This is a genomic window from Cellulomonas sp. HZM, from assembly GCF_000708885.1.
Lineage (GTDB): Bacteria > Actinomycetota > Actinomycetes > Actinomycetales > Cellulomonadaceae > Cellulomonas.
Genome location: NZ_JEOE01000038.1, coordinates 1 through 25,602 on the forward strand (window position 1 = coordinate 1; position 25,602 = coordinate 25,602).

Consider the following 25,602-nt stretch of genomic DNA (forward strand, 5'->3'; position numbering starts at 1 on the left):
GCCGCGTACTCCAGGATCGTCCTGCGGGTCTGCACCGGTGTCATACCCGTGACCGCCTCAGTGAACCTCGCCTGCGCGACCGGGTCCGCCAACGCCTCCCGCAACCCCTGCGGCCCCTCGGCGGTGACCTGAGCGATCACATCCAGCTGCGCCAACCCCACCCGCGACTCGGCGACCGCCCCCGCCAGCACCGGCATCGCATCCAACACCTCCCCGGCACGCACCTGACGACGCGCCTCTGCCGAACCAGAACCCGACACCCGGGCCCGAGCATCCACGAACGAGCGATCCCCCGGACCGACCGACGTCCCAGCGACCTGCTCGGCACGTAGGACCCGAGCATGCGCCACCCGAACCAGGCTCATCACCTGGTCCAGCTCGGACAGCACCCTCGAGCGGCGCACCGGTGACCACCCCGACACGCCGTCGGCCGCGCTCAACGCCCGCCGCGCCACCGCGACGAGCGAGGCGAACTCATCGCCAAGACCCGGGCCGCCCGCCCGACCCGCCTCGCCAACCAGGCCCGTCTCGCCGCCCGGGATGACCTCGCCCGCACGTCCCGCCCGCGCGTCGGCCAACGCCACCCGCACCCGGTCCGCACCCCGGGGCGCGTCGCCGTCGACCAGCACCAGCCGGTCATCAACGACGCCCTCACGAGGCGAACCAGGGACTTCGAACATGCGTATGAATCTACCCGAACCGGACACCCCGGGTCAACCCCAAAATGGCACCTGACCAGCACAAACACCGACACGGTTATCCACAACCAAGAGCCTGTGGACGGCTCGACCAGGACCCCAACGACCTACAACCCCGCCACCACGTTCACCGCCGACGCGATGATCACCGTCCCGAACAGGTACGCCAGCAACGCGTGCACCAGCGCGGTCCGCCGCATCGCGCTCGACGCGAGGTCGGTGTCGGAGATCGCGAAGCTCATCCCCACCGTGAACGCCACGTACGCGAAGTCCGAGTACCGCGGGTCCTCGCGCTGGTGGAAGTCGATCCCGCCGCCAGGTCCGCTGAAGTACATCCGCGCGTACCGCAGCGCGAACACGGTGTGCAGCGCGGCCCACGAGGCGACGATCGCCACGAGCGTCGCGGCCACAGGGCCGGCCGACGACCCGGACGGCCCGACGAGCACCCCGATCACCGCTCCCACCGACACGACCGCCGCGAGCAGCACCAGCACGTGCGCACCGGCCCGGGTCGGCTCCTCCCGCGTCGCGTGCGCGGCGGTCGCGCGCGCGTTCATCGGCCACAGCGCCAGCCAGGTCCACCCGACGAACACGAGCGCCGCGACCGCCCACCCGACAAGGAGGGCGACGACCCCGGACCGGAACGCGAACACGAGCCCGCCGACCACCCCGAGGACCGCCCCCACCAGCAACCGCACGAGAGGAGCGGTGTCGAACCGGGCGCGCGGTGGTGTCGTCATGCCCCCAGCGAACCGCGAGGAGCAGCAGAAGCGCAGGCGGCGCGCGTCAGGGGAGCGAGGAGAACGCCCGCGAGAGGTCGTCGGTGAGGTCGTCGACGTCCTCGAGCCCCACCGAGAACCGCACGGTCGACTCCGCGATCCCCACGGCTGCGCGCCCCTCAGGCCCGAGCTTGCGGTGCGTCGTCGTCGCCGGGTGCGTGACGATCGACTTCGAGTCGCCCAGGTTGTTCGAGATGTCGACCACCCGCAGCGCGTCGAGCACCGCGAACGTCGTCTTCTTCGCCACCTCGGGCGTGGCGCCCTCGGGCACGCGCAGGTCGAACGTGACGACGGTCCCGCCGCCGGTCTGCTGCCGCAGCGCGAGCTCGTGCTGCGGGTGCGACGGCAGGTACGCGTACCGCACGGACGCGACGGCGTCCTGCCCCTCGAGCCACTGCGCGACCCGCAGCGCCGACGCGGTCTGGTGGCGCACGCGCAGCGAGAGCGTCTCGAGTCCCTTGAGCAGCACCCACGCGTTGAACGGCGACAGCGACGGCCCGGTGTTGCGGATGAGGGTCCGTACGGGGCCCTCGATGTAGCCGCGCGGCCCGAGGATCGCCCCGCCGAGCACGCGTCCCTGGCCGTCGATGTGCTTGGTCGCGGAGTACACGACGACGTCCGCGCCGTGCTCGAGCGGCCGCGACAGCACGGGCGTGGCGAAGACGTTGTCGACGACGACGACCGCACCGGCCGCGTGCGCGAGCGCGGAGACGGCCGCGATGTCGACGAGGTCCTGCATCGGGTTCGACGGGGTCTCGAAGAACACGACGTCCGCCGGCGTGGACAGCGCCTGCGCCCACTGCTCGGGCTCGTGCCCGTCGACGTAGTCCGTGCGCACGCCCCAGCCGGCGAGGATCTCGTCGAAGATGACGACGCTCGACCCGAATAGCGCGCGCGCCGCCACGATCCGCGACCCCTGCTTGACAAGTGCGGCGAGCGCCGTGAACACCGCGGACATCCCGGTCGCCGTCGACGTCGCGGCCTCGGCCCCGTCGAGCAGCCGCAGCCGCTCCTCGAACGTCTGCACGGTCGGGTTGTTGTACCGCGAGTAGAGGAACCGGTCGACGTCGCCCGCGAACGCGGCCTCGGCCTGCGCGGCCGAGCCGTACACGTACCCCTGCGTGAGGAACAGCGCCTCGGACATCTCGTCGAACTCGGAGCGCACGAGCCCGCCGCGCACCGCGAGCGTGTCGGGGCGCAGCCCGTCGCGCGGCGCCCGGCGCTGGTCCCAGTCGGCGGGACCGGGAACGCGCCCCGGGACGGCCCCGGTCACAGCGAGCGCCAGGGCAGTCCGTCGGCGCGCCAGCCGGAGTGCCCGCGCTCGCCGTCGGGGCCCAGGTCGCCCTCGAACCCCTGCAGCACGTTGTACGCGGGACCGAGCCCTGCAGCCGTCGCGGCCTGCGCGGCGGCGACCGAGCGCACGCCCGACCGGCACAGGAAGACGACCGGCCGTCCAGCGGTCGCGCCGGCGTCGGCGAGCTGTGCGAGGAAGTCGCGGTTCGGGCCCTGCGGGGTCACCCACTCGACGAACGCCGCACGCCCGCCGAGCTCGGCGGCGTCGGGCACGCCGATCGTCCGCCACTCGCCGTCCGTGCGGACGTCGACGAGCAGCGCGCTCTCGTCGTCCGCGAGCAGGTCCCAGGACTGCTGCGGGGTGAGGTCGCCTGCGTACGTCATGCTCGCCTCCATCGGTCCTGGCGGTAGCACCCTGCTCCGGGATCGCTCCCTGCGGGTTGCTGCGGCGTCGTCGAGCCAGATCTCTCGGCCGCTCTGGATGGTGGCGAGATCGTAGCGCGGCCGACGACGCGCCATCCATTTGGTGAGCAAGGTGTCCCGTCATCCGAGACGCGCGCGTGCCGGCGTTGACAGCGACCGAGGAGGTTCGCGACCCTCGTCGTCAGGTCATGAGTGCCAGCGCGAAGCCCCGGCTCGCTGGCCGGCAACCCTCCTCCGCGGTGGGGTGCCCCGGGTGACGACCAGGCCAGCACCGACCGGTGCGGGCAAGCGCGGGGCGTCCGTCGACGGGTCCCCCGACGGACGGAGGTACCCCTATGACCGCTCTTGCCGAGACCCGCGAGTGTGCACCGGCCGAGCTCGCGCCGGCCGTCGCACCCCTGCTTCCCGTCGTCGGTGGCGCCACCACGGTGCCGCTCGTCGACGGGTCGCAGCGCGTCTACGCCAACCTCGACTACGCGGCGAGCGCCCCGGCGCTCGAGTCCGTGGCCGCGCGCGTCACCGAGGTGCTGCCGCTGTACGCGTCGGTGCACCGCGGCGCCGGGTACCTGTCCCAGGTGTCCACGGCGCTGTACGAGTCGGCGCGCCAGACGATCGCTCGGTTCGTCGACGCACGACACGACGACGTCGCGATCATCACGCGCAACACCACCGACTCGCTCAACCTCCTCGCGGGCGTGGTACCGGGTGCCGTCCTCGTCCTCGACGTCGAGCACCACGCGAACCTGCTGCCGTGGGTCCACTCGCGCGCCGGCCAGGGGCACACCACGACGATCGTGCCGATCGGGGCGACCGTCGAGGCGACGCTCGACGCGCTGCGCGACGAGCTGGCGCGCCAGCCGTACGCCCTGGTCACGACGACGGGCGCGTCCAACGTCACGGGCGAGGCACTGCCCGTCGAGCGGGTCGTCGAGATCGCGCACGCCGCGGGTGCGCGCGTGGCCGTCGACGGCGCGCAGCTGGTCCCGCACCGCGGCTTCTCGCTCGCCGCGACGAGTGCGGACTACGTCGCGTTCTCGGGCCACAAGACGTACGCGCCGTTCGGCGCGGGTGCGCTCGTCGGCCGCCGCGACTGGCTCGACGTCGGCACGCCGTACCTCGCGGGCGGCGGTGCGGTCCGCGACGTGCGCACCGACCGCACCGTGTGGCAGCCCGCCCCCGCGCGGCACGAGGCCGGCTCGCCCAACGTCATCGGCGCGATCGCGCTCGCCGAGGCGTGCGACCGGCTCGCCGCCCTGCCGGCCGGTGCGCTCGAGGAGCACGAGCAGGCGCTGCGCAGCCGGCTCGTCGGGGGCCTGGACGCCATCGACGGCGTGGACGTCGCGCGGATCTGGCCCGACTCGGCGGACCCGGTGGGTGTCGTCACCTTCACCGTGCCCGGGCACGACGCGGGTCTCGTCGCGGCCTACCTCGCGGCCGAGCACGGCATCGGCGTGCGCGACGGCCGCTTCTGCGCGCACCCGCTCCTCGCGCACCTCGACGCGTCGCACGGCGCGATCCGTGCGTCGGTGGGCGTCGGGTCGACGAGCGAGTGGGTCGACCGCCTCGTCGACGGCGTGGCCGCCTACCTCGCGCAGGGCCCCGCGGTGCAGTACGAGGTGGTCGACGGCTGCTGGGCCGTGGTCGACGACACGCGTCCGCTCGTCGCGGTGCAGGGCCTGGACCACCTCGCGGCGACCGCCGCGGCGGCGTGCGGCCCGGCGCTCGACGACTGACCCGCCCTCCGCGGTGCGAGCGGGTGGACGTCGGCTCGCAGGGGGAGCCGAAGCCCACCCGGCGTCGCCGGGTCAGACGACCGTGATGCGCAGGTGCTCGGCGAGCGCCGGCGCGAGCACGACGAGCTGGTCGCTGCCGATCGTCGCGCCCGCGAGCCCGCCGATGCCGTCGAGGTGCTCGAGCCCGTCGACGCCGCGCAGGTCGACGTCGGTCAGCGCGGCCCCGAGCAGGTCGAGCCGCCGCACGCGGCAGCCCGTGAACGTCACGCGTCGCGCCTGCACGCGCGCGAGGTCGAGCTCGTCGACCACGACGCCCTCGAACGACACGTCGACCAGCCTCGCGTCGCGCAGGTTGAGGTAGTCGAGCTTCCCGCCGACCACCCGCACGCGCGTCCACGACGACGCGTACGCCTGCACGGCGCCGAGCCGCAGCTCGGACCACGTGCAGTCCTGCCAGGTCGACGACGCGGCGTGCAGCTCTCCCGCGCGCGACGACGAGAGCGCGGTGTCGATGACCCGCGCGTGGTCGAGCCGGACCCCGTCGAGCGAGCAGTCGTCGAACGTGCACTCGAGCACGCGCGACCCCGAACCGTCCTGCCCGTCGAGGCGTTCGCCCGTGAGCGTCACGCGGTCGAGGTCGCCCTCGGGTTCCAGCGTCGTCATGTGGGCCACCCTGCCATCTCGCTGATGTCCGGCAGGCGCGCGCCGGTCACGTGCCGGTGACCGTCGTGGCAGGATCGCGCGCGTGCAGCACGACCTGACGCTCGTCGGCCACGGTGTCCGCCTCGTCCCGCTCGAGGAGTCGCACGCGGCGGCGCTCGTCGCGCTCGTCGACGACGAGCTGTGGCGCGGCATGACCTCCCCGACACCGAGGACGCCCGACGAGATGGTTGCGGTGGTCCGCGGCGCGGCCCGGGCGCCAGGGCGGCTCGCGTTCGCGGTGACGGACGAGGCGACGGGTGAGGTCCGGGGCAGCACGTCGTTCTACGACCTCGACGAGCGCCTGGGCCGGGTCGAGATCGGCCACACCCACTACGGCCGACGGTGGTGGGGCGGCACGACGAATCCCGCGTGCAAGCTGCTGCTGCTGACGCAGGCGTTCGACGAGTGGCACCTGGCCCGTGTCGCCCTGCGCGCGGACTCGGCGAACACGAGGTCGATCGCGGCGATCCGGCGTCTGGGCGGGGTGCCCGAGGGCGTGCTGCGCAGCCACCGGCTGCGCCCCGACGGCACGCGCGGGGACACCGCGTACTTCTCGATCCTGGCCGACGAGTGGCCCGCGGCCCGCGCGCGGCTCGTGGAACGGCTCCCAGAACCGCTCCCGTCACGGCTTGGGGAAGAGTGCGGCTGAGCGCGGGAGGTCAGCCGGACTCGGCGTCGAAGTGCAGCTCCGACGTCACGCGGTACCGGTCGCCGCGGTAGATCGAGCGCACGAACTCGACGATGCGGCCGCCGGCGTCACGTGTGGTGCGTTCCACCATGAGCGCGGGGAAGTGCACGGGGACGGCAAGGAGCTGTGCCTCCTGCTCGTCGGTCACGGTCGCCTCGAGGACCTGCACGGCGCTGCGCACGTCGACGTCGAACCGTTCGCGCAGGAGCCGGTAGAACGAGCCCTGCTCCATGTCCTGGGGCTCGAGCCCGACGACGAGCTCGTGCGGGAGGTGCAGCCGCTCGATGGCCATCGGCTCGCCGTCCACGACGCGCAGCCGCACGACCCGCAGCACGGGTGCGGCCGGCGCGAGCTGGAGCCGACGTGCGAGCTGCGGCCCGGCGACGCGCGTGTCGAACTCGAGCACGCGGCTGATCCAGTCGCCCTCGGCCGGCGGGGCGTAGAAGGAGCCCGACGGGGTCGACGCGAGCGACTGGGTGACGCGTTGCGGCCCGGTGAACGTGCCGCGCCCGTGCTCGCGGACCAGCACCCCGGCGTGCACGAGGTCGTCGACCGCGGCGCGCAGCGTGGGGCGTGAGACGCCCAGGTCGCGCGCGAGGTCGCGCTCGGACGGGATGGCGGCTCCGGGCTCGCGGCCTGCGACGAGGTCGAGCAGGTAGTCGCGGACGGCGTCCCGCTTGAGCCCGGCGCGCACGGGGAGGGTCACGGCGGGGAACTTACCAGATGGTCCAAGTGGTCAAGTTTCGATCTCATCATCGCGTGCCTATTGACGAGCGGTCACGTCTACCGCCACTCTTGCGATGCTCGTCCGAACTTACCAATAACTGACCAGTGGGAGACCATGATGAAGTCCCGCCTCGTCGCCGTGTGCGCGACGCTCGCCCTCGCCGGTGCTCTCGCCGCCTGCGACTCGGGCTCCTCCGCCGACCCTTCCGGGAACGGCACGCCCGAACCCGCCGCCCTCACGGTCTGGTTCATGAAGGACAGCTTCTCGGACAAGATCGTCCAGGGCTTCAAGGACGACTTCGAGTCCACCCACCCCGGCACCACCCTCGACATCCAGATCCAGGAGTGGGACGGCATCGGCCAGAAGGTCACGAGCGCGCTCGCGAGCAACGACGCTCCCGACGTGATCGAGGTCGGCAACACCCAGGTGGCGCAGTACGCCGCGAGCGGCGGCGTCACCGACCTGACCGACAAGGTCGACGACCTCGGAGGCGACGACTGGATCCCCGGCCTCGCCGAGCCCGGCAAGGTCGACGGCAAGCAGTACGGCATCCCGTGGTACGCCGCCAACCGCGTCGTGATCTACAACAAGGACCTCTTCCAGGCTGCCGGCATCACGACGCCGCCGACGACCCGCGAGCAGTGGATCGCGGACACGACGAAGCTCGACACCGGGTCGACCCAGGGCATCTACCTCCCCGGCCAGAACTGGTACACGCTCTCCGGGTTCATCTGGGACGAGGGCGGCGACCTCGCGGTGCAGGACGGCGACACGTGGAAGGGCGCCCTCGACACACCCGAGGCCCTCGCCGGCATGGCGTTCTACCAGAAGCTCCAGGCGCTCGGCGACGGGCCCAAGGACTCCGACGAGGCGAACCCGCCGCAGGCGGACGTCTTCGCCAAGGGCGACGTCGCGCAGGTCATCTCCGCCCCCGGCGGCGCGGTCGCGATCACCAAGGCGAACCCGAAGCTCGAGGGCAAGCTCGGCTTCTTCCCGATCCCGGGAAAGACGGCCGCCCAGCCGGGTGCGGTCTTCACAGGTGGGTCGGACCTCATCGTCCCGGCCGCGTCGAAGCACCAGGCGATGGCGTACGAGGTGGTGAAGGCGCTCGCCGGCGAGCAGTTCCAGAAGACGATGGCGGTCGAGATGTCCTACGTGCCCAACAAGACCTCGTTCGCGTCCGTGCTCGGCGGCAACGAGGGCGCCGCGGCGATGGCTGCGGGCGCGGCCAACGGCCACGCGACGCCCAACTCGCCCAACTGGGCCGCGGTCGAGGCCAAGAACGTCATCAAGGAGTACATGACGAAGGTGCTCACGGGCGGGGATGCGGCCGGTGCCGCCGCAGCCGCGTCGGCGAGCATGACCGAGATCCTCGGCGCCGACTCCTGACGACGGCGGGTCGTCGCGCGCCGGGGTTCGCGCGACGGCCCGTGACCGGGGTCCCGACCGGCCAGCCTCCCGGCCGGTCGGGCACCCCGGCGTCCGCACCCGCCTTCCACCCGGAGGAGACCACGTGCTCACCGAAGCACCGCCGTCGCTCGCGCCGACGACCCGTGACGCGCCCGCTCGTCGGGAACCGCGGTTCCGCATCGCAGCGGCCTGGCCGTACCTGCTCGTCCTGCCGACAGTCGTCGGCACCGCGTTCCTGCTGGTCTACCCCCTCGTGCGCAGCGTCGTCATCTCGTTGCAGCACTTCCGGATCGGCGAGCTCATCCGCGGCGGCGCGACGTTCGTCGGCCTGGACAACTACCGCGAGGCGCTCGGCAGCCGAGAGCTCTGGGACGTGCTGCTCAGGACGCTCGTGTGGACGGTCGTCGACGTCGTGCTCATCGTCGGGATCTCGACGCTCGTCGCCCTCATGCTGGCGCGCCTGGGCAAGCGCATGCGTCTCGCCGTGATGTCGGCGCTCGTGCTGGTGTGGGCCGTGCCGGTGCTCGCGGCGACGACCGTGTTCCAGTGGCTGTTCCAGTCCCGGCTCGGCGTCGTCAACTGGGCGCTGACCAGCATCGGGCTCGACCAGTTCGACGGCTACACGTGGTTCGCCGACGGCGTCGCGACCTTCGCGATCCTCGTCCTGCTCGTCGTCTGGCAGTCCGTGCCCTTCGCCGCGCTGACGCTCTACGCCGGCCTGACGACGGTCCCGGACGAGCTGTTCGAGTCGGCCCGCATCGACGGCGCCGGCGCGGTCAAGACCTTCCGGCACGTGACCTTCCCCATGCTGCGCTCGCTGTTCGGTCTCATCACCTCGCTCGAGGTGATCTGGGTGTTCAAGTGCTTCGCGCAGATCTGGGCCGTCAGCCAGGGCGGCCCGGACGGTGCGACGACGACGCTTCCCGTGTACGCGTTCCAGGTCGCGCAGTCGCTGCACAAGTACGACCTCGGCGCCGCGATCTCCACGATCACGGTCCTCATCCTGCTCGTCGTGCTCGTGCCGCACCTGCGCCACCTGTACCGCACGGAGAGGGCAGAGGCGTGAGCCGCCGCGCGCTGCGTGCGCTCCCGCTCAACCTCGCGGCGCTCGTCGTGCTGCTCGCGTCGGTGTTCCCCGTGTACTGGATGGTCGCGACCGCGTTCAAGCCGACGACCGACATCAACGCGAGCACGCCGCAGCTGCTCCCGCTGCACCCGACCTTCGAGCACTTCCGGACCGCCGTCGGGGTGGACGGCTTCTGGCGGTTCTGGCGCAACAGCGCGGTCGTCTCGCTCGGTGCCGTGGTGCTCGCGCTGGTCGTCGCGCTCATGGCCGCGTTCGCGGTCGCGCGCATGCGGTGGCGCGGCCGGCAGGCGTTCGTCCTCATGGTGTTCGTCGCGCAGATGGCGCCGTGGGAGGCGCTGCTCATCCCGATGTTCATCATCGCGCGCGACGTCGGGATGCTCGACAGGCTCTCGATGCTGACGCTCATCTACTTCATGGCGACGCTGCCGTTCACGATCGTCACGCTGCGCGGGTTCCTCGCCGCGATCCCGCCCGAGCTCGAGGAGGCGGCGCAGATCGACGGCGCCAGCAGGTTCGAGGCGTTCCGCCGGATCGTCTTCCCGCTGCTCGCACCCGGCCTGATGTCGACCTCGTTGTTCGGCTTCATCACGGCCTGGAACGAGTTCGCGTTCGCCAACGCGCTCATCATCAAGAACCAGGACAACCGGACGCTGCCCGTGTGGCTGTCGTCGTTCGGCAACGTGTTCGGCACCGACTGGGGCGCGACGATGGCGGCCGCGACGCTCTTCATGCTGCCCGTGCTCGCGATCTTCCTGGTCCTGCAGCGTCGTGTCACGGGCGGCATCGTCGCCGGTGCGGTGAAGGGCTGAGCGGCGTGGACATCGAGATGAGCCTGGTGCCGCGCCCGCGCGAGGTGATCGCCACGGGGGGAGTCGTCCCCTACGACCCGGACGGCCTCGAGCTGACGTCCGACCCAGCGCTCGGGCCGGAGGCCTACCGGGCCGAGGTCGGGCCGCGCGGGATCGCTCTGGCGAGCGGGGGACCTGCGGGCGAGTTCTACGGCCGTGCGACGCTGCGAGCGCTCGGCGACGTCCCGATCGGCACGCTGGCGGACGGCCCGCGGTTCGCGTGGCGGGGTGTCCTGCTGGACCCGGCGCGCCACTTCCTGCCGAAGGACTTCGTCCTGCGGATGATCGACCTGCTCGCGGAGCACCGCCTCAACGTGCTCCAGCTGCACCTCACCGACGACCAGGGCTGGCGGCTGCCCGTGCGCAGCCACCCGCGGCTCACCGAGGTCGGCGGCGAGCACTACACGCACGACGACCTGCGCGAGATCGTCGCGTACGCGGCCGAGCGGTTCGTCACGGTGGTGCCAGAGATCAACGTGCCGGGCCACGTCCAGGCCGCGCTCGCGGCCTACCCCGAGCTGGGCAACGACCCGGGGGCGGGCGTGCAGGTCTGGCAGGGGTGGGGCGTGAGCCCGCACACGCTGAACCTGGAGGAGTCGACGATCGACTTCTTCGTCGACGTGCTCGACGAGGTCGTCGACCTGTTCCCCTCCCCGTACGTGCACCTCGGTGGGGACGAGTGCCTGACGGACGAGTGGGCGGCGACGCCGCGCGCCCTCGAACGCATCGCCGAGCTCGGTCTCTCGGGACCCGAGGCGGCCCGCGGGTGGATCACGGGACGGCTGGTCGCGCACCTCGAGCAGCGCGGCCGGCGTGCGGTGTTCTGGTACGAGCGGGCGGACGGTCCCGCCGGCGCGGTCGCGATGACGTGGCTCGACGAGGAGAGCGGCGCGCTCGCCGCGCACGCCGGGCACGACGTGGTGCTCACGCCCCACCTGCGCACGTATCTCGACTACCCGACCGGGTACGAGGACGGTCCGTTCGCGCCGGACCGCTTCCTCGCCCTGCGGGACGTCTACGGGTTCGACCCGCAGCCGCCGACCGACGCCGCCGGGCGCGTGCTGGGCGTCCAGGCGCAGCTGTGGGGCGAGTACCTGCCGACCCCGGCCCACGTCGAGCGCCAGGCGTTCCCGCGCCTCAGCGCGTTCGCCGAGGTCGCCTGGGGCACCGCGGGCGACTACGACGGCTTCCTCGCCCGCCTGCCGTCCCACCTGGCCCGGCTCGGCCTCGCGACCTGACCCATACACGGCTTCACGCACGGCTTCACGCACGGTTCCACGCACCCTGACCGCATCGACCACGCACAGGAGAGAACACACCGAGATAGGCACACGAGGAAGGACGCAAGATGAGATCCGTACGAACAGCACGCCGATGGGCCTGGGCCGCCGGAGCAGGTCTCGCCGCGCTCGTCGCGGTGGGGGTCGTCACCCCGGCCGAGGCCGCACCCACGCTCCGCCTCCAGTACCGCACGAGCGCTGCCGGCGCGACGGTCGACCAGGTCGAGCCGTGGCTGCTCCTGCGCAACGACGGGTCGACGTCCGTCCCGCTGGACCGCGTGAAGATCCGCTACTACTTCGGTGCGGACTCGCCCTCGCAGCAGTACCGGTTCGCATGCTCGTGGGCGGTCGTCTCGTGCTCCACCGTGACCGGCACGTTCGGCACGATCTCGCCCGCGGTCGCGGGCGCCGACCGTTACCTGGAGGTCGGGTTCACCTCCGGCTCTCTCGCAGCCGGCGGCAGCACGGGTGACCTGCAGCTGCGCTACTACCGCTCGGACTGGCAGCGCATCACGCAGTCCGACGACTACTCCTACGGTGCGCAGTCGTCGTACGTCGACTGGTCGAAGGTGGCCGTGCTCCTCGACGGCAACCTCGTGTGGGGCACGCCGCCCACGGGTGGCACGCCGACGACGACGCCGACGCCGACCCAGACGCCCACCACGCCGCCCGGCGGCGCGGGAGTGGTCTTCGACGACTTCAGCTACACCGACGCGAACGACGCCTCGATCGCCGCGCACCACTGGACCATCCGTGAGAACGCGGGGGGCCCGGGCATCCCGGGCGCGTCGTGGCCCAAGCAGAACGTCTCGTTCCCGACCGTGTCCGGCTCGAACAAGGCGCTGCAGCTGACGTCGGTCACAGACGGGACCGGAGCCGGGACGCAGCAGTCCGAGGTGCTGAACCAGCGCAAGTTCCTCGAGGGGACCTACGCGGCCCGCGTGTACTTCACGGACGCGCCCGTCAGCGGGCCGGACGGTGACGCGATCGTCGAGACGTTCTTCACGATCACGCCGCTCGCACGCGATCTCGACCCCGACTACTCCGAGCAGGACTTCGAGTACCTGCCGAACGGTGGGTGGGGCGAGCCCGGCAACATCCTCTACACGACGTCGTGGGAGACCTACCAGAACGAGCCGTGGGTCGCGGTCAACACGCACACCGAGGTGCGGCAGTCCTACGCCGGCTGGCACGACCTGGTGCTGCAGGTCGCGAACGGGGAGATCACGTACTACGTCGACGGGCAGCTGTTCGCCACGCACGGCGGGATCTACTACCCGGAGACGGTGCAGTCGGTGAACTTCAACCTGTGGTTCATCGGTGGCGGCCAGATCGGCAGCAGCACGCCGCGCACGTACGTCCAGCAGGTCGACTGGTTCTACCACGCGAAGAACGAGGTGGTCGCGCCGAGCGAGATCACCTCGCGCGTCGCCGCGTACCGCGCGGCCGGCACCAGCTGGGTGGACACGGTCCCAGCGCCGTGAGCCCGGGGGTGAGGGGCGATCGGCCCCTCACCCGCGGCTCAGGCCGGTCCCACCGTTCCTGTCAGGTGGGGCCGGCCCGAGCGCCGGTCCCATCCGGCGAACGCGAACCCGTCGCCGTCCGCCGCGACCCGCACGGAGACGGTCGAGGGCAGCAGCACGGGCGCCTGGAAGTCGACCGCCCACGTGAACGCGTCACCGCGCGCGGCCCCCACGTCGGCGAGCGCGCGCGCGGCGGTGTACATGCCGTGCGCGATCGCGCGCGGGAAGCCGAACGCCTTGGCGCCCAGTGCGGACAGGTGGATGGGGTTGCGGTCGCCGGACACCGCGGCGTAGCGCCGCCCCGTGTCCGGACCGAGCCGCCACTCGCCGGTCGGCACGGGGGCGACGAACGGCGCGCGCTCGTCGTCGGGCGCATCACCCGCGATCCGCACGCCCTTGGCGAGGTAGGTCGACACGCCTTCCCAGACGAGCTCGCCGTCGGCGTGCACCGACGCGACGAGGTCCACCTGCGTGCCGGAACGGTGCGCGCGCAGGTCGCGGGCGCGCGCCGTGACGTCGAGCGGCGTCCCGAGCGTCACGGGCGCGTGCTGGGTGACCCGGTTGGCGACGTGCACCATGCCGAGCACGGGCAGCGGGAAGTCGGGCCGGACCATCACGGAGAAGGCGAGCGGGAACGCGAGCACGTGCACGAACCCGGCAGGGAGCCGGTCGGACGCCGACTCGCCGAGCAGGTGCTGGTACGCGGTGAGGTGCTCGGCGGTCGCGACGACGCCCGCGGTGCGTAGCGTCGTCGCGGGCAGCTCGCGCGAGGCGGGGCGGAGGCGGCTCGTCGCCGCGCGCACGCCCGCGACGGGGTACAGCGAGCCCATCGTCGGCATGCGCTCGATGTCGACCACCTGCGCAGCGGCCCCGTCCGTCACTGGCCCACCATGTTCTGCCCGCACACGCGCAGCACGCGCCCGACGACACCACCGGCCGCCGGCGACGCGAGGAACGCGACCGTCTCCGCGACGTCCACGGGCTGCCCGCCCTGCTGCAGCGAGTTGAGCCGCCGCGCGACCTGCCGCGTCAGCGCGGGGATCCGCGCGGTCATCTCGGTCTCGATGAACCCGGGCGCGACCGCGTTGGCGGTCCCGCCGAACGCCGCGAGCAGGGGAGCCGTGGCGCGCACCATGCCGATGACGCCGCCCTTGGACGCCGCGTAGTTGGTCTGCCCGCGGTTGCCCGCGATGCCCGACGTCGACGCGAGCGACACGATGCGGGGCTGGTGCACGAAGTCGCCCGACTCGAGCAGCGCCTCGTTGATCCGCAGCTGGGCGGCGATGTTGACCGCGAGCACCGAGTCCCACTTCTCGGGCGTCATGTTGGCGAGCAGCTTGTCCCGCGTGATGCCGGCGTTGTGCACGACGACGTCGATCCGCCCGTGCCGCGCGAGCGCGTGCTCGAGGATGCGGGCACCTGCGTCGTCGGTTGTGACGTCGAGCTGCAGTGCGGTGCCGCGCACGCGGTTGGCGACCGTCGCGAGCTGCTCGCCCGCTGACGGCACGTCGACGCACACGACGGTCGCGCCGTCGCGTGCGAGCGTCGAGGCGATGGCCTCACCGATGCCGCGCGCGGCGCCGGTGACGACCGCGACGCGCCCCGCGAGCGGGTGCTCCCAGTCGTCGGGCAGCGCACCGGCCCCCGACGAGACCGTGAGCAGCTGGCCGTCGACGAACGCCGACCGCGTCGACAGGAAGAACCGCAGCGCACCCACCACCGACGGCGCATCGACGTCGACCCCCGCGTCGAGCACGATCCCGTTGCCGGTCGCGCCGCCGCGCAGCTCCTTGGCGAGCGAGCGCAGCAGCCCGTCGACACCCTGGCGGGCCGCGGCGAGCGCGGGCGCGTCGTCGTCGGCTGCCGTGCGGGACACCGTGACGACGCGTCCGCCCCGCGCCAGGCCCCTGAGCGTGGCCGCGGCCGCGAGCACGGGCGCGGACAGGTCGGTCGGGTGCGTGACCTCGGTGAGCACGAGCACCACGGCGGCGTACCGCGCGTCGGGCGCTGCGTGCCGGTGCACGTCCACGTCCCAGCCCGACGAGAGCAGCGAGGCGACCGCGTCCGCGTCCTTGCCCGGACCGAGCACGAGCGCCGGGCCGTCGAGCAGGGGCTGCCCGGGCCGGTAGCGGCGCAGCGGGGCAGGGCGCGGCAGGCCGAGCTGCTTGGCCAGCTTCGCGGTGACGCCGCTGTTGACGAGGTTCAGGTAGGTGTCGGTCATGTCACGCCGCCTCGAGGATCGCGGTCAGGCCCAGCCCGCCGGCCGCGCAGACGGACACCAGGGCCCGCGGGGTGCCGCCGTCGCGCTGCTTGCGCAGGTGGAGCTCCTTGCTGATGGTGGCGACGATGCGCCCGCCGGTCGCCGCGAACGGGTGCCCCGCCGCGAGCGACGAGCCGTGCACGTTGAGCCGCTCGCGGTCGACCGTGCCGAACGCGCCGGGCAGCCCCAGGCGCGCGCGGCCGAACTCGTCGGACTCCCACGCCGCGAGCGTCGTGAGCACGGTGGACGCGAACGCCTCGTGGATCTCGACGTAGGCGAAGTCGTCGAGCGTCAGGCCGTTGCGGGCGAGCAGCCGCGGCACCGCGAACGCGGGCGCCATGAGCAGCCCGTCCTCGCCGTGCACGAAGTCGACGGCACCGGCCTCGGCGTCGACGACCACCGCGAGCGGCGTCAGGTCGTGCTCGGCGGCCCACTCGTCGGACCCGAGCAGCACCGTCGAGGCGCCGTCGGTGAGCGGCGTCGAGTTGCCCGCCGTCATCGTCGCGGGGGTGTCGAGGCCCAGGCCGAACGTGGGCCTGAGCGTCGCGAGCTTCTCGAGCGAGGTGTCGGCGCGCAGGTTCCCGTCGATCGTCTGCCCGCGGTACGGCGTCACGAGGTCGTCGAAGAAGCCGGCCTCCCACGCCGCGGCGAGGCGGTGGTGCGACGCGTACGCGACCTCGTCCTGGGCCTCGCGCGTGATGCCCCACTGCGCGGTGGTGAGGGCCTGGTGCTCGCCCATCGACAGGCCGGTGCGCGGCTCGGACGTGCGCGGCGTGGACGGTGCGAGGTCCTTGGGGCGGATCTTGGCCGCGGCGGCGAGCTTCTGCTGCATGTTCTTGGCCCGCGAGAGGTCGAGCAGCGCCCGGCGGAGGCGGTCGCTCACGGCGATCGGCGCGTCCGACGTGGTGTCGACGCCGCCCGAGATCGCCGACTCGAGCTGCCCGAGCCGGATCTTGTTGGACAGCGAGACGACCGTCTCGAGCCCGGTCGCGCACGCCTGCTGCACGTCGTAGGCCGGCGTCTGCGCGGACAGCGCCGAGCCGAGCACGGCCTCGCGCGTGAGGTTGAAGTCGCGGCTGTGCTTGAGCACCGCGCCCGCGGCGACCTCGCCGATGCGCTCGCCCTGCAGGCCGTAGCGTGCGACGAGCCCGTCGAGCGCGGCGGTCAGCATGTCCTGGTTGCTCGCGTGCGCGTACCTGCCGCCGGCGCGCGCGAACGGGATCCGGTTGCCGCCGAGCACGAGGGCACGGCGGGGGGCGGGGGTCTTCGGGGTGGCCATGCGCGGCTCCCTCTCGTCGGCGCCTGCGGCGCGGGCATCGGCTCTGATGACTGCTGGGGCACTGCTGACAGCTGCTGGGACAACGGACCAACGTCCCGGAAGTGTTTCCGGAACCCACAGTACCTGATACCTTCGGTTCCGTGAGTCCGATCACACCCGGCTCGAGGACGAGCCCACCACAGCCCGGCAACCTCACGTTGCTCAGCACCGACCCGGCAGCCTCGCGCGGCGGCCGGGCCACGGGTGCGACGCGCCGTCCCGCCGAGGACGCGTTCGCCGCCGACGGCCGCTCGACCCGCTGGGCCGACCACCGCGAGGCGCGCCGCGCGGAGCTCGTCCGCATCGCGCGCCGCACCGTCCACCACCAGGGCCCGGACGTCTCCATGGAGGAGATCGCGAGCGCCGCGGGCACCTCCAAGTCGATCGTGTACCGCTACTTCGCGGACAAGACCGGCCTGCAGATCGCGGTCGCGGAGGCCGTCGTGCTGCAGATCCAGGGCGCTCTCGAGGGTGTGCTTCGGGTCGCTCCGACTCCGCGCGAGGGCCTGCGTGCGATGGTCGCGGTCTACCTCGAGATGATCGAGTCGTCGCCGCACGTCTACGCGTTCGTGACGCGCAACGGCTCGGTCGAGTCGGGCGGTCCGCTCGGGCACTTCCTCGACTCGGTCACCGCCCTCGTCGCGGCCCCGTTCGCGCGCGGCCTGACCGAGACGTCCGACGACGGTCGCCGCACCGCTCGTCGTCCCGAGGCCGAGCCCGCCGACGCGACGTCGGCACGCATCGCGCTCGCGGAGTCCTGGGCCGCCGGGGCCGTCGGCTTCGTGCGAGGAGCCGGCGAGTGGTGGCTGGCGCACCGCGACGAGCCCGGCAGCCCCGACCGCGAGGAGCTCACCGTCCAGGTCGCCGCCTGGCTGTGGGCCGGGCCCGTGGGCCTGCTCGCGCGCGAACGCCGCACGGACGACGCGCACCCGCCGACGGAGGCCGGCACCCAGACCAGCACCGCTCACACCAGCACCACGCAGGAGGACCGATGACCACCACCGCCGAGCGCCCCGCAGCCGCGGCACCGGTGAGCGACGAGCCGCGCATCGACGTCGCCGCGCTGGCCGAGCAGCTCCTCGGCCCGTACGCCGAGCTGCGCAAGCAGGCCCGGGCCGTCGCGGGCGACCCCGAGTTCCAGAAGATCGAGGGCCAGCCGCTCGCGGAGCATCGCGAGCGCGTGCTGCACCAGCTGCGCCAGCTCGCCGAGCACCACGACGTGCTGCGCGCGTTCCCGGCACGCCTGGGCGGGGCCGACGACCACGGCGGCTCGCTCTCCCGCTTCGAGGAGCTGGTGGCCGCCGACCCGTCGCTGCAGATCAAGGCGGGCGTGCAGTGGGGGCTGTTCGCGTCCGCGATCCTGCACCTCGGCACCGAGCGCCACCACGACGCGTTCCTGCCCGACGCGATGTCGGTCGCGGTCCCCGGCGCGTTCGCGATGACCGAGACCGGCCACGGCTCGGACGTCGCGGCGATCGGCACGACTGCCGAGTACGACGCGGCCACGCAGGAGTTCGTCATCCACACGCCGTTCCGTGCGGCGTGGAAGGACTACCTCGGCAACGCGGGCCAGCACGGCACGGCGGCCGTCGTGTTCGCGCAGCTGGTCACGGCCCCTCCCGGGGGTGAGCGCGTCAACCACGGCGTGCACGCGTTCTACGTCCCGATCCGCGACGCCGCGACGGGCGAGTGGCTGCCGGGCGTCGGCGGTGAGGACGACGGGCTCAAGGGAGGGCTCAACGGCATCGACAACGGTCGCCTGCACTTCGACCACGTGCGTGTGCCCCGCACCAGCCTGCTCAACCGGTACGGCGACGTCGCCGAGGACGGCACCTACTCGTCGCCCATCGCGAGCCCGGGACGCCGCTTCTTCACGATGCTCGGGACGCTCGTGCAGGGCCGCGTCTCGCTCGACGGTGCGGCCGTCAACGCGAGCAAGCTGTCCCTCGCGATCGCCGTGACCTATGCCAACCAGCGCCGCCAGTTCGCCGGTGCTGCGGGCGAGGAGGTCACGCTGCTGGACTACGGCCAGCACCAGCGCCGCCTGCTCCCCCTCGTCGCGCAGACCTACGCGGGTACGTTCGCGCACGAGGAGCTGCTCGCCGCGTTCGACGACGTGTTCTCCGGCCGCGGCGACACCCCCGAGGGCCGCGAGGACCTCGAGACGCTGGCCGCCTCCCTCAAGCCGACGTCCACGTGGAACGCGATGACGACGATCCAGACCGCGCGCGAGGCGTGCGGCGGTGCGGGCTTCCTCGCCGAGAACCGGCTCACGGGCCTGCACCAGGACATGGACGTCTACGTGACGTTCGAGGGCGACAACACCGTGCTCTACCAGCTCGTCGCCAAGCGTCTGCTGACCGACTACGCGCGCTCGCTCAAGGGCGCGGGGGCGGGCGACGTCGCGCGTCTCGTCGCGGGCCGCGCCGCGGACGCCGCGCTGCACCGCACGCCGCTCGTGCGCGCGGTGCAGACGCTGGCCGACGCCGGCGACAAGCGCCGCTCGGTGGGCCAGCTGCGCGACGAGGCAGCGCAGCGCGAGCTGCTCACGGACCGCGTCGAGACGATGGTCGCCGAGATCGCCAACGCCCTGCGGCCCGCGAGCAAGATGCCCGCGGCCGAGGCTGCGGCGCTGTTCAACGCACACCAGCACGAGCTCATCGAGGCCGCCCGGGCGCATGCCGAGCGCGTGCAGTGGGAGGCGTTCACGCGTGGGGTCGCGGCCGTCCAGGACCCGGCCACCAAGCAGGTGCTCACGTGGGTGCGGGACCTGTTCGGACTCACGCTCGTCGAGCGGCACCTCGCGTGGTACCTCGTCAACGGCCGCCTGTCCGCGGGGCGTGCCCGCACGGTCACGTCGTACATCGACCGCCTGCTCACGCGGCTGCGGCCGCACGCGCAGGACCTCGTCGACGCGTTCGGCTACGGCCCCGAGCACCTGCGCGCGCCGATCGCGTCGGGTGCCGAGCGCGAGCGCCAGGACGAGGCCCGCGCCTACTACCGGACCCAGCGCGCGTCGGGCGACGCGCCGGTCCCCGAGAAGCACCACCGCTGACCTGCGGGGGTGACCGCGGGTCGCGACCCGCACGCCGGACGACCCCGGGACCCGCCCACGAGGCGGGACCCGGGGTCGTGGTGCGTCAGGCCTTGCGCTTGGTGCGGCGGTAGTTCAGGAGCCAGCCGGTGATGCCGCCGAGCACGAAGACGATCGAGAGCATGACCCACGTGGGCAGCGTGATCGTCGCCCACAGCACCTCGAAGCGCGCCTCCTGCGTGTTCTGCAGGACCACGACGAGGGCCAGGACCACGACGACGGCACCGAGGATCAGGCGCCACGGGACAGGCTTGGCGGGTGCGTTGCCGTTGCTGGGAGCGGACACGGATGGCCTCCTGGCACGCTGCGGTCGAGCCGACCCGGTGCCGGTCCGTCCCGTCCGTCCTCATCCTGCCGCGCGCACGCGTCGGACGGAACGGACGCGCCGGTCCTGTGCTGATCACGTGCTGATCAGGTGCTGATCACGTCGGGTTGCAGCGTGTGCGGAGCATCTCGAGCGCGTCGACCTCCGGGCGCCACGGCTCGAGGTTCCACGTCGCCTTGTCCGGCGCCCCGAGCTCGTGGCACAGCAGCTGGTCATGCATCGACGGGCTCTCGGCAGAGGGCTCGAGATCGACGAGCTGCTGCCACACGAGGCGCTGCGCCGCGAGGCCGCCCGCACGTGCCCAGGCGGTGGGCGTCACCGCGAGCGACCGGCCCCCTTCGCGCGTGCCCCACCCCGCGTCGGCGACGGCCCGGTCGGCGAACCACACCGACGCGGGGGAGGTGGCCTCGAGCGCGAGGACGCCGTCGCCCGCGTCGGTGAGCCGGCCGCTCGAGGGGGTGAGACCGCCACCGCCCGCGAGGGCCGTGCCGTCCGCGAGAACCGTCGCGCGGGTGGCGGGGTCCGTGCCGACGAGGAACCCGAGCGTGGTGCCGGAGGTGGGTGCGCCGGTGAGTCGCGCGTGCACGGAGCCGTCGTCGTCGCGGTGGGTCGTGATCGTCACGCCGGGCGCGGCCAGCACCGTGACGTGTGCGGGTCCCGCGTCGATCCTCGTCCCGGCCGCGCGGACGTGCTCGGGCGAGGCGGGGCCGGTGGTCGCGGTCCCGGGCCCGGTCTCGGTCTCGGTCCCGGTGGCGCGCGCGGACGACGAGGACGACGAGGACGACAGCGACGCGGGACCGCCCGGAACCCGGTCGTCCCCCGAGCACCCGGCGATCGTGCCGATCACGGTGAGCGCGAAGCACACGACCACGAGCACCGGCACCGGCGCGCGCCGGTACCGCTCACGGCTCGTCGCTCGTCGCATGCCCGCAGTCTGCCCGCTCGGGCGGGGCCCGTCCGTTCCCAGGCCGCGCCCGCGAGACGCCGTCCGGGGGCAGGGTGGGCCGCCGGTAGGCTGACGCTCGTCTGCCGACCCCCGCCGCACACCGGGCAGCACCCGGGCGGCGCCCCACCCGAGGGATCCGATGACCGACACCACCGCCGAGTCGCACGTGCCCACGCACGTCTCCGACACCGTCGAGAACGCGCTCGCCACGCCCGAGCTCGAGCAGCCGTTCGCGGAGCTCGGTCTCAAGCCCGACGAGTACCAGCGCATCCGCGACATCCTCGGTCGCCGCCCCACGGCCGCCGAGCTCGCGATGTACTCGGTCATGTGGTCCGAGCACTGCTCGTACAAGTCGAGCAAGAACCACCTGCGCCAGTTCGGCGACAAGACGACCGCCGCGATGAAGGAGCACCTGCTCGTCGGCATCGGCGAGAACGCGGGCGTCGTCGACATCGGTGACGGCTGGGCCGTGACGTTCAAGGTCGAGTCGCACAACCACCCGTCGTACGTCGAGCCCTACCAGGGTGCGGCGACGGGCGTGGGCGGCATCGTGCGCGACATCATCTCGATGGGCGCGCGCCCGGTCGCGGTCATGGACCAGCTGCGGTTCGGCGCGATCGACCACCCGGACACCGCGCGCGTCGTGCACGGCGTGGTGGCGGGCGTCGGCGGGTACGGCAACAGCCTGGGCCTGCCGAACATCGGCGGCGAGCTCGTGTTCGACGCGAGCTACCAGGGGAACCCCCTCGTCAACGCGCTGTGCCTCGGGGTGCTGCGGCACGAGGACATCCACCTCGCGAACGCCTCGGGTGGGGGCAACAAGGTCGTGCTGTTCGGTGCCCGCACGGGCGGCGACGGCATCGGCGGTGCGTCGATCCTCGCGTCGGAGACGTTCGACGACACCAAGCCGTCGAAGCGACCGAGCGTGCAGGTGGGCGACCCGTTCATGGAGAAGGTGCTCATCGAGTGCTGCCTCGAGCTGTACGCCGCACGCGTCGTCGAGGGCATCCAGGACCTGGGCGCCGCCGGCATCAGCTGCGCGACGAGCGAGCTGGCGTCCAACGGCGACGGCGGCATGCACGTCGACCTCGAGCACGTGCTGCTGCGCGACCCCACGCTCACGGCCGGCGAGATCCTGATGTCGGAGTCGCAGGAGCGCATGATGGCCGTGGTCCGGCCGGACCAGCTCGACGCGTTCCTGGCCATCACCGGCAAGTGGGACGTCGAGACGGCCGTCATCGGTGAGGTCACCGGCACGGGCCGCCTGACGATCGACCACCACGGCGAGCGTATCGTCGACGTCGACCCGAAGACGGTCGCGCACGAGGGCCCGGTCTACGACCGCCCGTACGCGCGCCCGGCGTGGCAGGACGGGCTCGTGGCGGACACGACTGCGGACCTCGCGCGCCCCTCGACCCCGGCCGAGATCCGCGGCACCGTCCTCGAGCTGCTCGCGTCCCCGAACCTCGCCTCCAAGGCGTGGGTCACGGACCAGTACGACCGTTTCGTGCAGGGCAACACCGCGCTCGCGCAGCCCGACGACTCGGGCGTCGTCCGTGTCGACGAGGAGTCCGGCCTCGGCGTCGCGCTCGCGACCGACGCGAACGGCCGCTACGGCAAGCTCGACCCCTACACGGGTGCGCAGCTCGCGCTCGCAGAGGCGTACCGCAACGTCGCGACGACGGGCGCCCGCCCGCTCGCCGTCACGGACTGCCTCAACTTCGGCAGCCCCGAGCACCCCGACTCGATGTGGCAGCTCGTCGAGGCGATCCGCGGCCTCGCGGACGCGTGCCAGACGCTCGAGGTGCCGGTCACGGGCGGCAACGTCTCCCTCTACAACGGCACCGGTGAGCCCGGCCAGATCGACTCCGCGATCCACCCGACCCCCGTGGTCGGCGTGCTCGGTGTGCTCGACGACGTCGCGCAGGCGGTGCCCTCCGGCTGGACGACCCCCGGCCAGGCGGTCTACCTGCTGGGCACCACGCGTGCGGAGCTCGACGGCTCCGCGTGGGCCGACGTCGTGCACGCGCACCTCGGTGGCGTCCCGCCGGTGGTCGACCTCGACGCCGAGCGACGCCTCGCGGCAGTGCTGCAGAACGCCGCGCGCGACGACCTGGTCGACGCCGCGCACGACCTGTCCGAGGGTGGTCTCGCGCAGGCGCTCGTCGAGGCGTCCCTGCGCTACGGCGTGGGCGTGCAGGTCTCGCTCGAGGAGCTGTGCGCGCGGGACGGCGTGACGCCGTTCGAGGCGCTGTTCTCCGAGTCGTCCGCGCGGGTGCTCGTGGCGGTGCCTCGCTCGGAGGAGGTCCGATTCGTCGACCTGTGCACCGCGCGCGGCGTGCCGGCCATCCGTCTGGGTGAGACGGCCGAGTCCTGCACGCCCGGAGCCGGCGCGCCGGTCGACCACGACGAGCACGCCCCGGCGGTCGAGGTCGCGGGAGTGTTCACGCTCCCCCTGGACGAGGCCCGCGCCGCGCACTCGGCGACGCTCCCGCACTACTTCGGCTGACGCGGGACCCGCTGGTCCGGCTCGCTGACCAGGGAGCGGACCGAGAACGGGGTACCGCGTCGCGCTCGCTAGCCTGCCGGTTGTCTGTCGACCGGTACGCAGAGCAGAGCGGAGCCGTACACATGAACAACCAGCTGGAGCGCGCCCTCGAGCAGGTGCTCGCGCGCAACCCGGGTGAGCGCGAGTTCCACCAGGCGGTCCACGAGGTCTTCGACAGCCTCGGGCCCGTGCTGGTGAAGCACCCCGAGTACGTCGATGCCGCCGTGCTCGAGCGGTTGTGCGAGCCCGAGCGCCAGATCATCTTCCGCGTGCCCTGGGTGGACGACGCAGGCACGGTGCAGATCAACCGAGGCTTCCGCGTCGAGTACAACTCGGCGCTCGGCCCGTACAAGGGCGGCCTGCGGTTCCACCCGTCGGTGTATCTCGGCATCGTGAAGTTCCTCGGCTTCGAGCAGGTCTTCAAGAACGCGCTCACCGGCATGCCGATCGGCGGCGGCAAGGGCGGCTCGGACTTCGACCCCCGGGGTCGATCCGACGGCGAGGTCATGCGGTTCTGCCAGTCGTTCATGACGGAGCTCTACCGGCACATCGGGGAGCACACGGACGTGCCGGCCGGCGACATCGGCGTGGGCGGGCGCGAGATCGGGTACATGTTCGGCCAGTACAAGCGGATCACCAACCGCTACGAGTCGGGCGTGCTGACCGGCAAGGGCCTCACGTGGGGCGGCTCGCTCGCACGCAAGGAGGCCACGGGCTACGGCGCGGTGCTGTTCGCCGACCGGATGCTGCGCACGGTCGGCGACTCGTTCGACGGCCGTCGCGTCGTCGTGTCCGGCGCCGGCAACGTGGCTCTCTATGCCATCGAGAAGGCGCAGCAGCTCGGCGCGAAGGTCGTCGCGTGCTCCGACTCCGACGGGTACGTCGTCGACGAACGCGGAATCGACCTCGACCTGCTCCGGCAGGTGCGCGAGGTCGAGCGCGCGCGTGTCTCGGTGTATGCCGAGCGCAGCGGCGCGACGTACGTGCCTGGCCGACGCGTGTGGGAGGTCGGGGCGCACGTCGCGCTGCCCTGCGCGACGCAGAACGAGCTCGACGAGGACGACGCGCGCTCCCTGGTCGGCTCGGGCGTGCGCGTCGTCGCCGAGGGTGCCAACATGCCGACGACGCCGAAGGCCGCCGCGCTGCTGCAGGAGGCGGGCGTGCTGTTCGCTCCCGGCAAGGCCGCGAACGCGGGGGGCGTCGCGACGTCGGCGCTCGAGATGCAGCAGAACGCGAGTCGCGACTCGTGGACCTTCGAGCACACCGAGGCCCGTCTCGCCGAGATCATGGGTGACATCCATGACAGGTGCCTCGCGACGGCCGACGAGTACGGCGCCCCCGGCAGCTATGTCACCGGCGCGAACGTCGCCGGGTTCGTGCGGGTCGCGGACGCGATGCTCGCGCTCGGCGTGGTGTGACCGGCGGTCCTCTGGCCGGATCCTGACGGGCAGCCTCTCGGCCGCCGTCCGCTCCCGGCCTACCGGCCTACCGGCCAACCGGCCCGCCGCGACGCGCGCCGCGGCAGGCCGGTCCGGGCGTCAGCGTGCGGTCCGGCCCGAGCGGCGGCGGCGTGCGACGACGAGCATCGTCCCGGCGGCGGCGAGCACGGCAGCCAGGATGCCCACCGTGGCGGCGCCCGACGAACCGGTGCTCGCGAGCACCTCGGAGTCAGGGGAGTCGGGGGCCGTGTCCGCGGGCGGCGGCGTGGACGTCACGACGAAGTGGCTCGGCGTCGCGCTCGGGGTGGGCTGCGAGCTCAGCACCTCGGTCTCGGGCGGCGTGGACGCGGAGGGCGACGGCGTCGACGCGGGCGTCGTCACCGGCGTGGTCGGCGTCGAGCTGGGGGTGCTGCTCGGGGTGTCGCTCGGCGTCGGGGTGCTCGGCGGCGTCGAGGGCGGCGCCGTCGGGGGAGTGGTGGGC

23 protein-coding genes, 1 pseudogene and 2 riboswitches are annotated in these 25,602 nt (G+C 72.9%); of the genes and pseudogenes, 12 read left to right on the plus strand and 12 right to left on the minus strand.

The features are described from left to right. The 4 genes and pseudogenes from AW16_RS17280 to AW16_RS0114415 all read right to left on the minus strand — a co-directional run. Positions 1–680: pseudogene (locus tag AW16_RS17280) on the minus strand (hypothetical protein); the annotation flags it as partial. Between the two features lie 125 nt (positions 681–805). Beyond that, positions 806–1,438 (minus strand): DUF1345 domain-containing protein, encoded by a 633-nt coding sequence (locus tag AW16_RS0114405; RefSeq protein ID WP_029291531.1) that lies wholly within the window; start codon positions 1,436–1,438, stop codon positions 806–808. A gap of 46 nt (positions 1,439–1,484) precedes the next feature. Further along, positions 1,485–2,750, minus strand: coding sequence for an O-succinylhomoserine sulfhydrylase (locus AW16_RS0114410; RefSeq protein ID WP_029291533.1), 1,266 nt, complete (start codon positions 2,748–2,750; stop codon positions 1,485–1,487). Continuing rightward, entirely contained in the window at positions 2,747–3,154 is a 408-nt protein-coding gene (locus AW16_RS0114415; protein ID WP_029291535.1) for a rhodanese-like domain-containing protein, read from the minus strand. The genes AW16_RS0114410 and AW16_RS0114415 overlap by 4 nt, the downstream gene beginning before the upstream one ends. Positions 3,155–3,159: 5 nt before the next feature. Then, a riboswitch (SAM riboswitch) is annotated at positions 3,160–3,258 on the minus strand. 119 nt (positions 3,259–3,377) lie between these two features. After that, positions 3,378–3,490: riboswitch (SAM riboswitch) on the plus strand. A gap of 38 nt (positions 3,491–3,528) precedes the next feature. On the opposite strand from AW16_RS0114415, the gene AW16_RS0114420 reads away from it, so the two are divergent. Next, the gene (locus tag AW16_RS0114420) at positions 3,529–4,926 is read left to right on the plus strand and encodes an aminotransferase class V-fold PLP-dependent enzyme (RefSeq protein WP_029291537.1); all 1,398 of its coding nucleotides are present in this window, start codon (positions 3,529–3,531) and stop codon (positions 4,924–4,926) included. Between the two features lie 72 nt (positions 4,927–4,998). On the opposite strand, the gene AW16_RS0114425 is transcribed toward AW16_RS0114420, so the two are convergent. After that, on the minus strand, positions 4,999–5,589 hold the full coding sequence (locus AW16_RS0114425; RefSeq protein WP_029291539.1) for a pentapeptide repeat-containing protein: 591 nt from the start codon (positions 5,587–5,589) through the stop codon (positions 4,999–5,001). 82 nt (positions 5,590–5,671) lie between these two features. On the opposite strand from AW16_RS0114425, the gene AW16_RS0114430 reads away from it, so the two are divergent. Then, a complete protein-coding gene (locus AW16_RS0114430; protein ID WP_029291541.1) occupies positions 5,672–6,277 on the plus strand; it encodes a GNAT family N-acetyltransferase in 606 nt (201 codons plus the stop codon). Positions 6,278–6,287: 10 nt separating this feature from the next. Here the strand turns inward: AW16_RS0114430 and AW16_RS0114435 are convergent, their stop codons facing one another. Continuing rightward, complete coding sequence (locus AW16_RS0114435) at positions 6,288–7,022, minus strand: GntR family transcriptional regulator (RefSeq protein ID WP_029291543.1); 735 nt, start codon at positions 7,020–7,022, stop codon at positions 6,288–6,290. Positions 7,023–7,157: 135 nt separating this feature from the next. On the opposite strand from AW16_RS0114435, the gene AW16_RS0114440 reads away from it, so the two are divergent. The 5 genes from AW16_RS0114440 (at position 7,158) to AW16_RS0114460 (ending at position 13,152) form a co-directional block, all read left to right on the plus strand. Then, positions 7,158–8,432 carry an extracellular solute-binding protein gene (locus AW16_RS0114440; protein ID WP_231496073.1) on the plus strand — a complete coding sequence of 425 codons (1,275 nt, stop codon included), beginning with the start codon at positions 7,158–7,160 and terminating at the stop codon, positions 8,430–8,432. Between the two features lie 124 nt (positions 8,433–8,556). Beyond that, positions 8,557–9,519, plus strand: coding sequence for a carbohydrate ABC transporter permease (locus AW16_RS0114445; RefSeq protein WP_081861707.1), 963 nt, complete (start codon positions 8,557–8,559; stop codon positions 9,517–9,519). Then, entirely contained in the window at positions 9,516–10,349 is an 834-nt protein-coding gene (locus AW16_RS0114450) for a carbohydrate ABC transporter permease (RefSeq protein ID WP_029291549.1), read from the plus strand. The genes AW16_RS0114445 and AW16_RS0114450 overlap by 4 nt, the downstream gene beginning before the upstream one ends. Before the next feature lie 5 nt (positions 10,350–10,354). After that, positions 10,355–11,626, plus strand: a complete 1,272-nt coding sequence (locus AW16_RS0114455) for a beta-N-acetylhexosaminidase (protein ID WP_231496074.1) — start codon at positions 10,355–10,357, stop codon at positions 11,624–11,626. 110 nt (positions 11,627–11,736) lie between these two features. Continuing rightward, a complete protein-coding gene (locus AW16_RS0114460) occupies positions 11,737–13,152 on the plus strand; it encodes a cellulose binding domain-containing protein (protein ID WP_029291552.1) in 1,416 nt (471 codons plus the stop codon). A 38-nt stretch (positions 13,153–13,190) separates the two neighbouring features. Here the strand turns inward: AW16_RS0114460 and AW16_RS0114465 are convergent, their stop codons facing one another. Genes AW16_RS0114465 through AW16_RS0114475 form a run of 3 tightly spaced genes read right to left on the minus strand, consistent with a single transcriptional unit; the run spans position 13,191 to position 16,730 of the window. Next, a complete protein-coding gene (locus tag AW16_RS0114465) occupies positions 13,191–14,072 on the minus strand; it encodes a MaoC/PaaZ C-terminal domain-containing protein (protein WP_029291553.1) in 882 nt (293 codons plus the stop codon). Further along, positions 14,069–15,412, minus strand: a complete 1,344-nt coding sequence (locus tag AW16_RS0114470; RefSeq protein ID WP_029291555.1) for a 3-oxoacyl-ACP reductase — start codon at positions 15,410–15,412, stop codon at positions 14,069–14,071. Before AW16_RS0114470 ends, AW16_RS0114465 begins: the two co-directional genes overlap by 4 nt. A gap of 1 nt (position 15,413) precedes the next feature. After that, entirely contained in the window at positions 15,414–16,730 is a 1,317-nt protein-coding gene (locus AW16_RS0114475) for an acetyl-CoA C-acetyltransferase (protein ID WP_029291557.1), read from the minus strand. Between the two features lie 140 nt (positions 16,731–16,870). Between AW16_RS0114475 and AW16_RS0114480 the strand changes: the two genes are divergently transcribed. Together AW16_RS0114480 and AW16_RS0114485 are read left to right on the plus strand one after the other, a co-directional pair. Further along, on the plus strand, positions 16,871–17,764 hold the full coding sequence (locus AW16_RS0114480; RefSeq protein WP_029291558.1) for a TetR/AcrR family transcriptional regulator: 894 nt from the start codon (positions 16,871–16,873) through the stop codon (positions 17,762–17,764). Then, a complete protein-coding gene (locus AW16_RS0114485; RefSeq protein WP_029291560.1) occupies positions 17,761–19,824 on the plus strand; it encodes an acyl-CoA dehydrogenase in 2,064 nt (687 codons plus the stop codon). The genes AW16_RS0114480 and AW16_RS0114485 overlap by 4 nt, the downstream gene beginning before the upstream one ends. A gap of 85 nt (positions 19,825–19,909) precedes the next feature. On the opposite strand, the gene AW16_RS17285 is transcribed toward AW16_RS0114485, so the two are convergent. After that, entirely contained in the window at positions 19,910–20,149 is a 240-nt protein-coding gene (locus tag AW16_RS17285) for a LapA family protein (protein WP_034649392.1), read from the minus strand. A gap of 136 nt (positions 20,150–20,285) precedes the next feature. Continuing rightward, positions 20,286–21,113, minus strand: a complete 828-nt coding sequence (locus AW16_RS17815) for a DUF2599 domain-containing protein (protein WP_051681976.1) — start codon at positions 21,111–21,113, stop codon at positions 20,286–20,288. Positions 21,114–21,273: 160 nt separating this feature from the next. Between AW16_RS17815 and purL the strand changes: the two genes are divergently transcribed. Beyond that, positions 21,274–23,643 carry a phosphoribosylformylglycinamidine synthase subunit PurL gene (gene purL, locus AW16_RS17295; RefSeq protein WP_034649402.1) on the plus strand — a complete coding sequence of 790 codons (2,370 nt, stop codon included), beginning with the start codon at positions 21,274–21,276 and terminating at the stop codon, positions 23,641–23,643. Positions 23,644–23,765: 122 nt separating this feature from the next. Next, positions 23,766–25,100: an NADP-specific glutamate dehydrogenase gene (gene gdhA, locus AW16_RS0114510; protein WP_029291563.1), complete on the plus strand. Its 1,335-nt coding sequence runs from the start codon at positions 23,766–23,768 to the stop codon at positions 25,098–25,100. A gap of 120 nt (positions 25,101–25,220) precedes the next feature. On the opposite strand, the gene AW16_RS18510 is transcribed toward gdhA, so the two are convergent. Further along, the gene (locus AW16_RS18510; protein WP_197021634.1) at positions 25,221–25,397 is read right to left on the minus strand and encodes an LPXTG cell wall anchor domain-containing protein; all 177 of its coding nucleotides are present in this window, start codon (positions 25,395–25,397) and stop codon (positions 25,221–25,223) included. Here AW16_RS18510 and AW16_RS18515 point away from each other — a divergent pair. Continuing rightward, a partial coding sequence (locus tag AW16_RS18515) for a hypothetical protein (protein WP_197021635.1) occupies positions 25,387–25,602 on the plus strand: 216 nt, incomplete at its 3' end. The genes AW16_RS18510 and AW16_RS18515 overlap by 11 nt on opposite strands.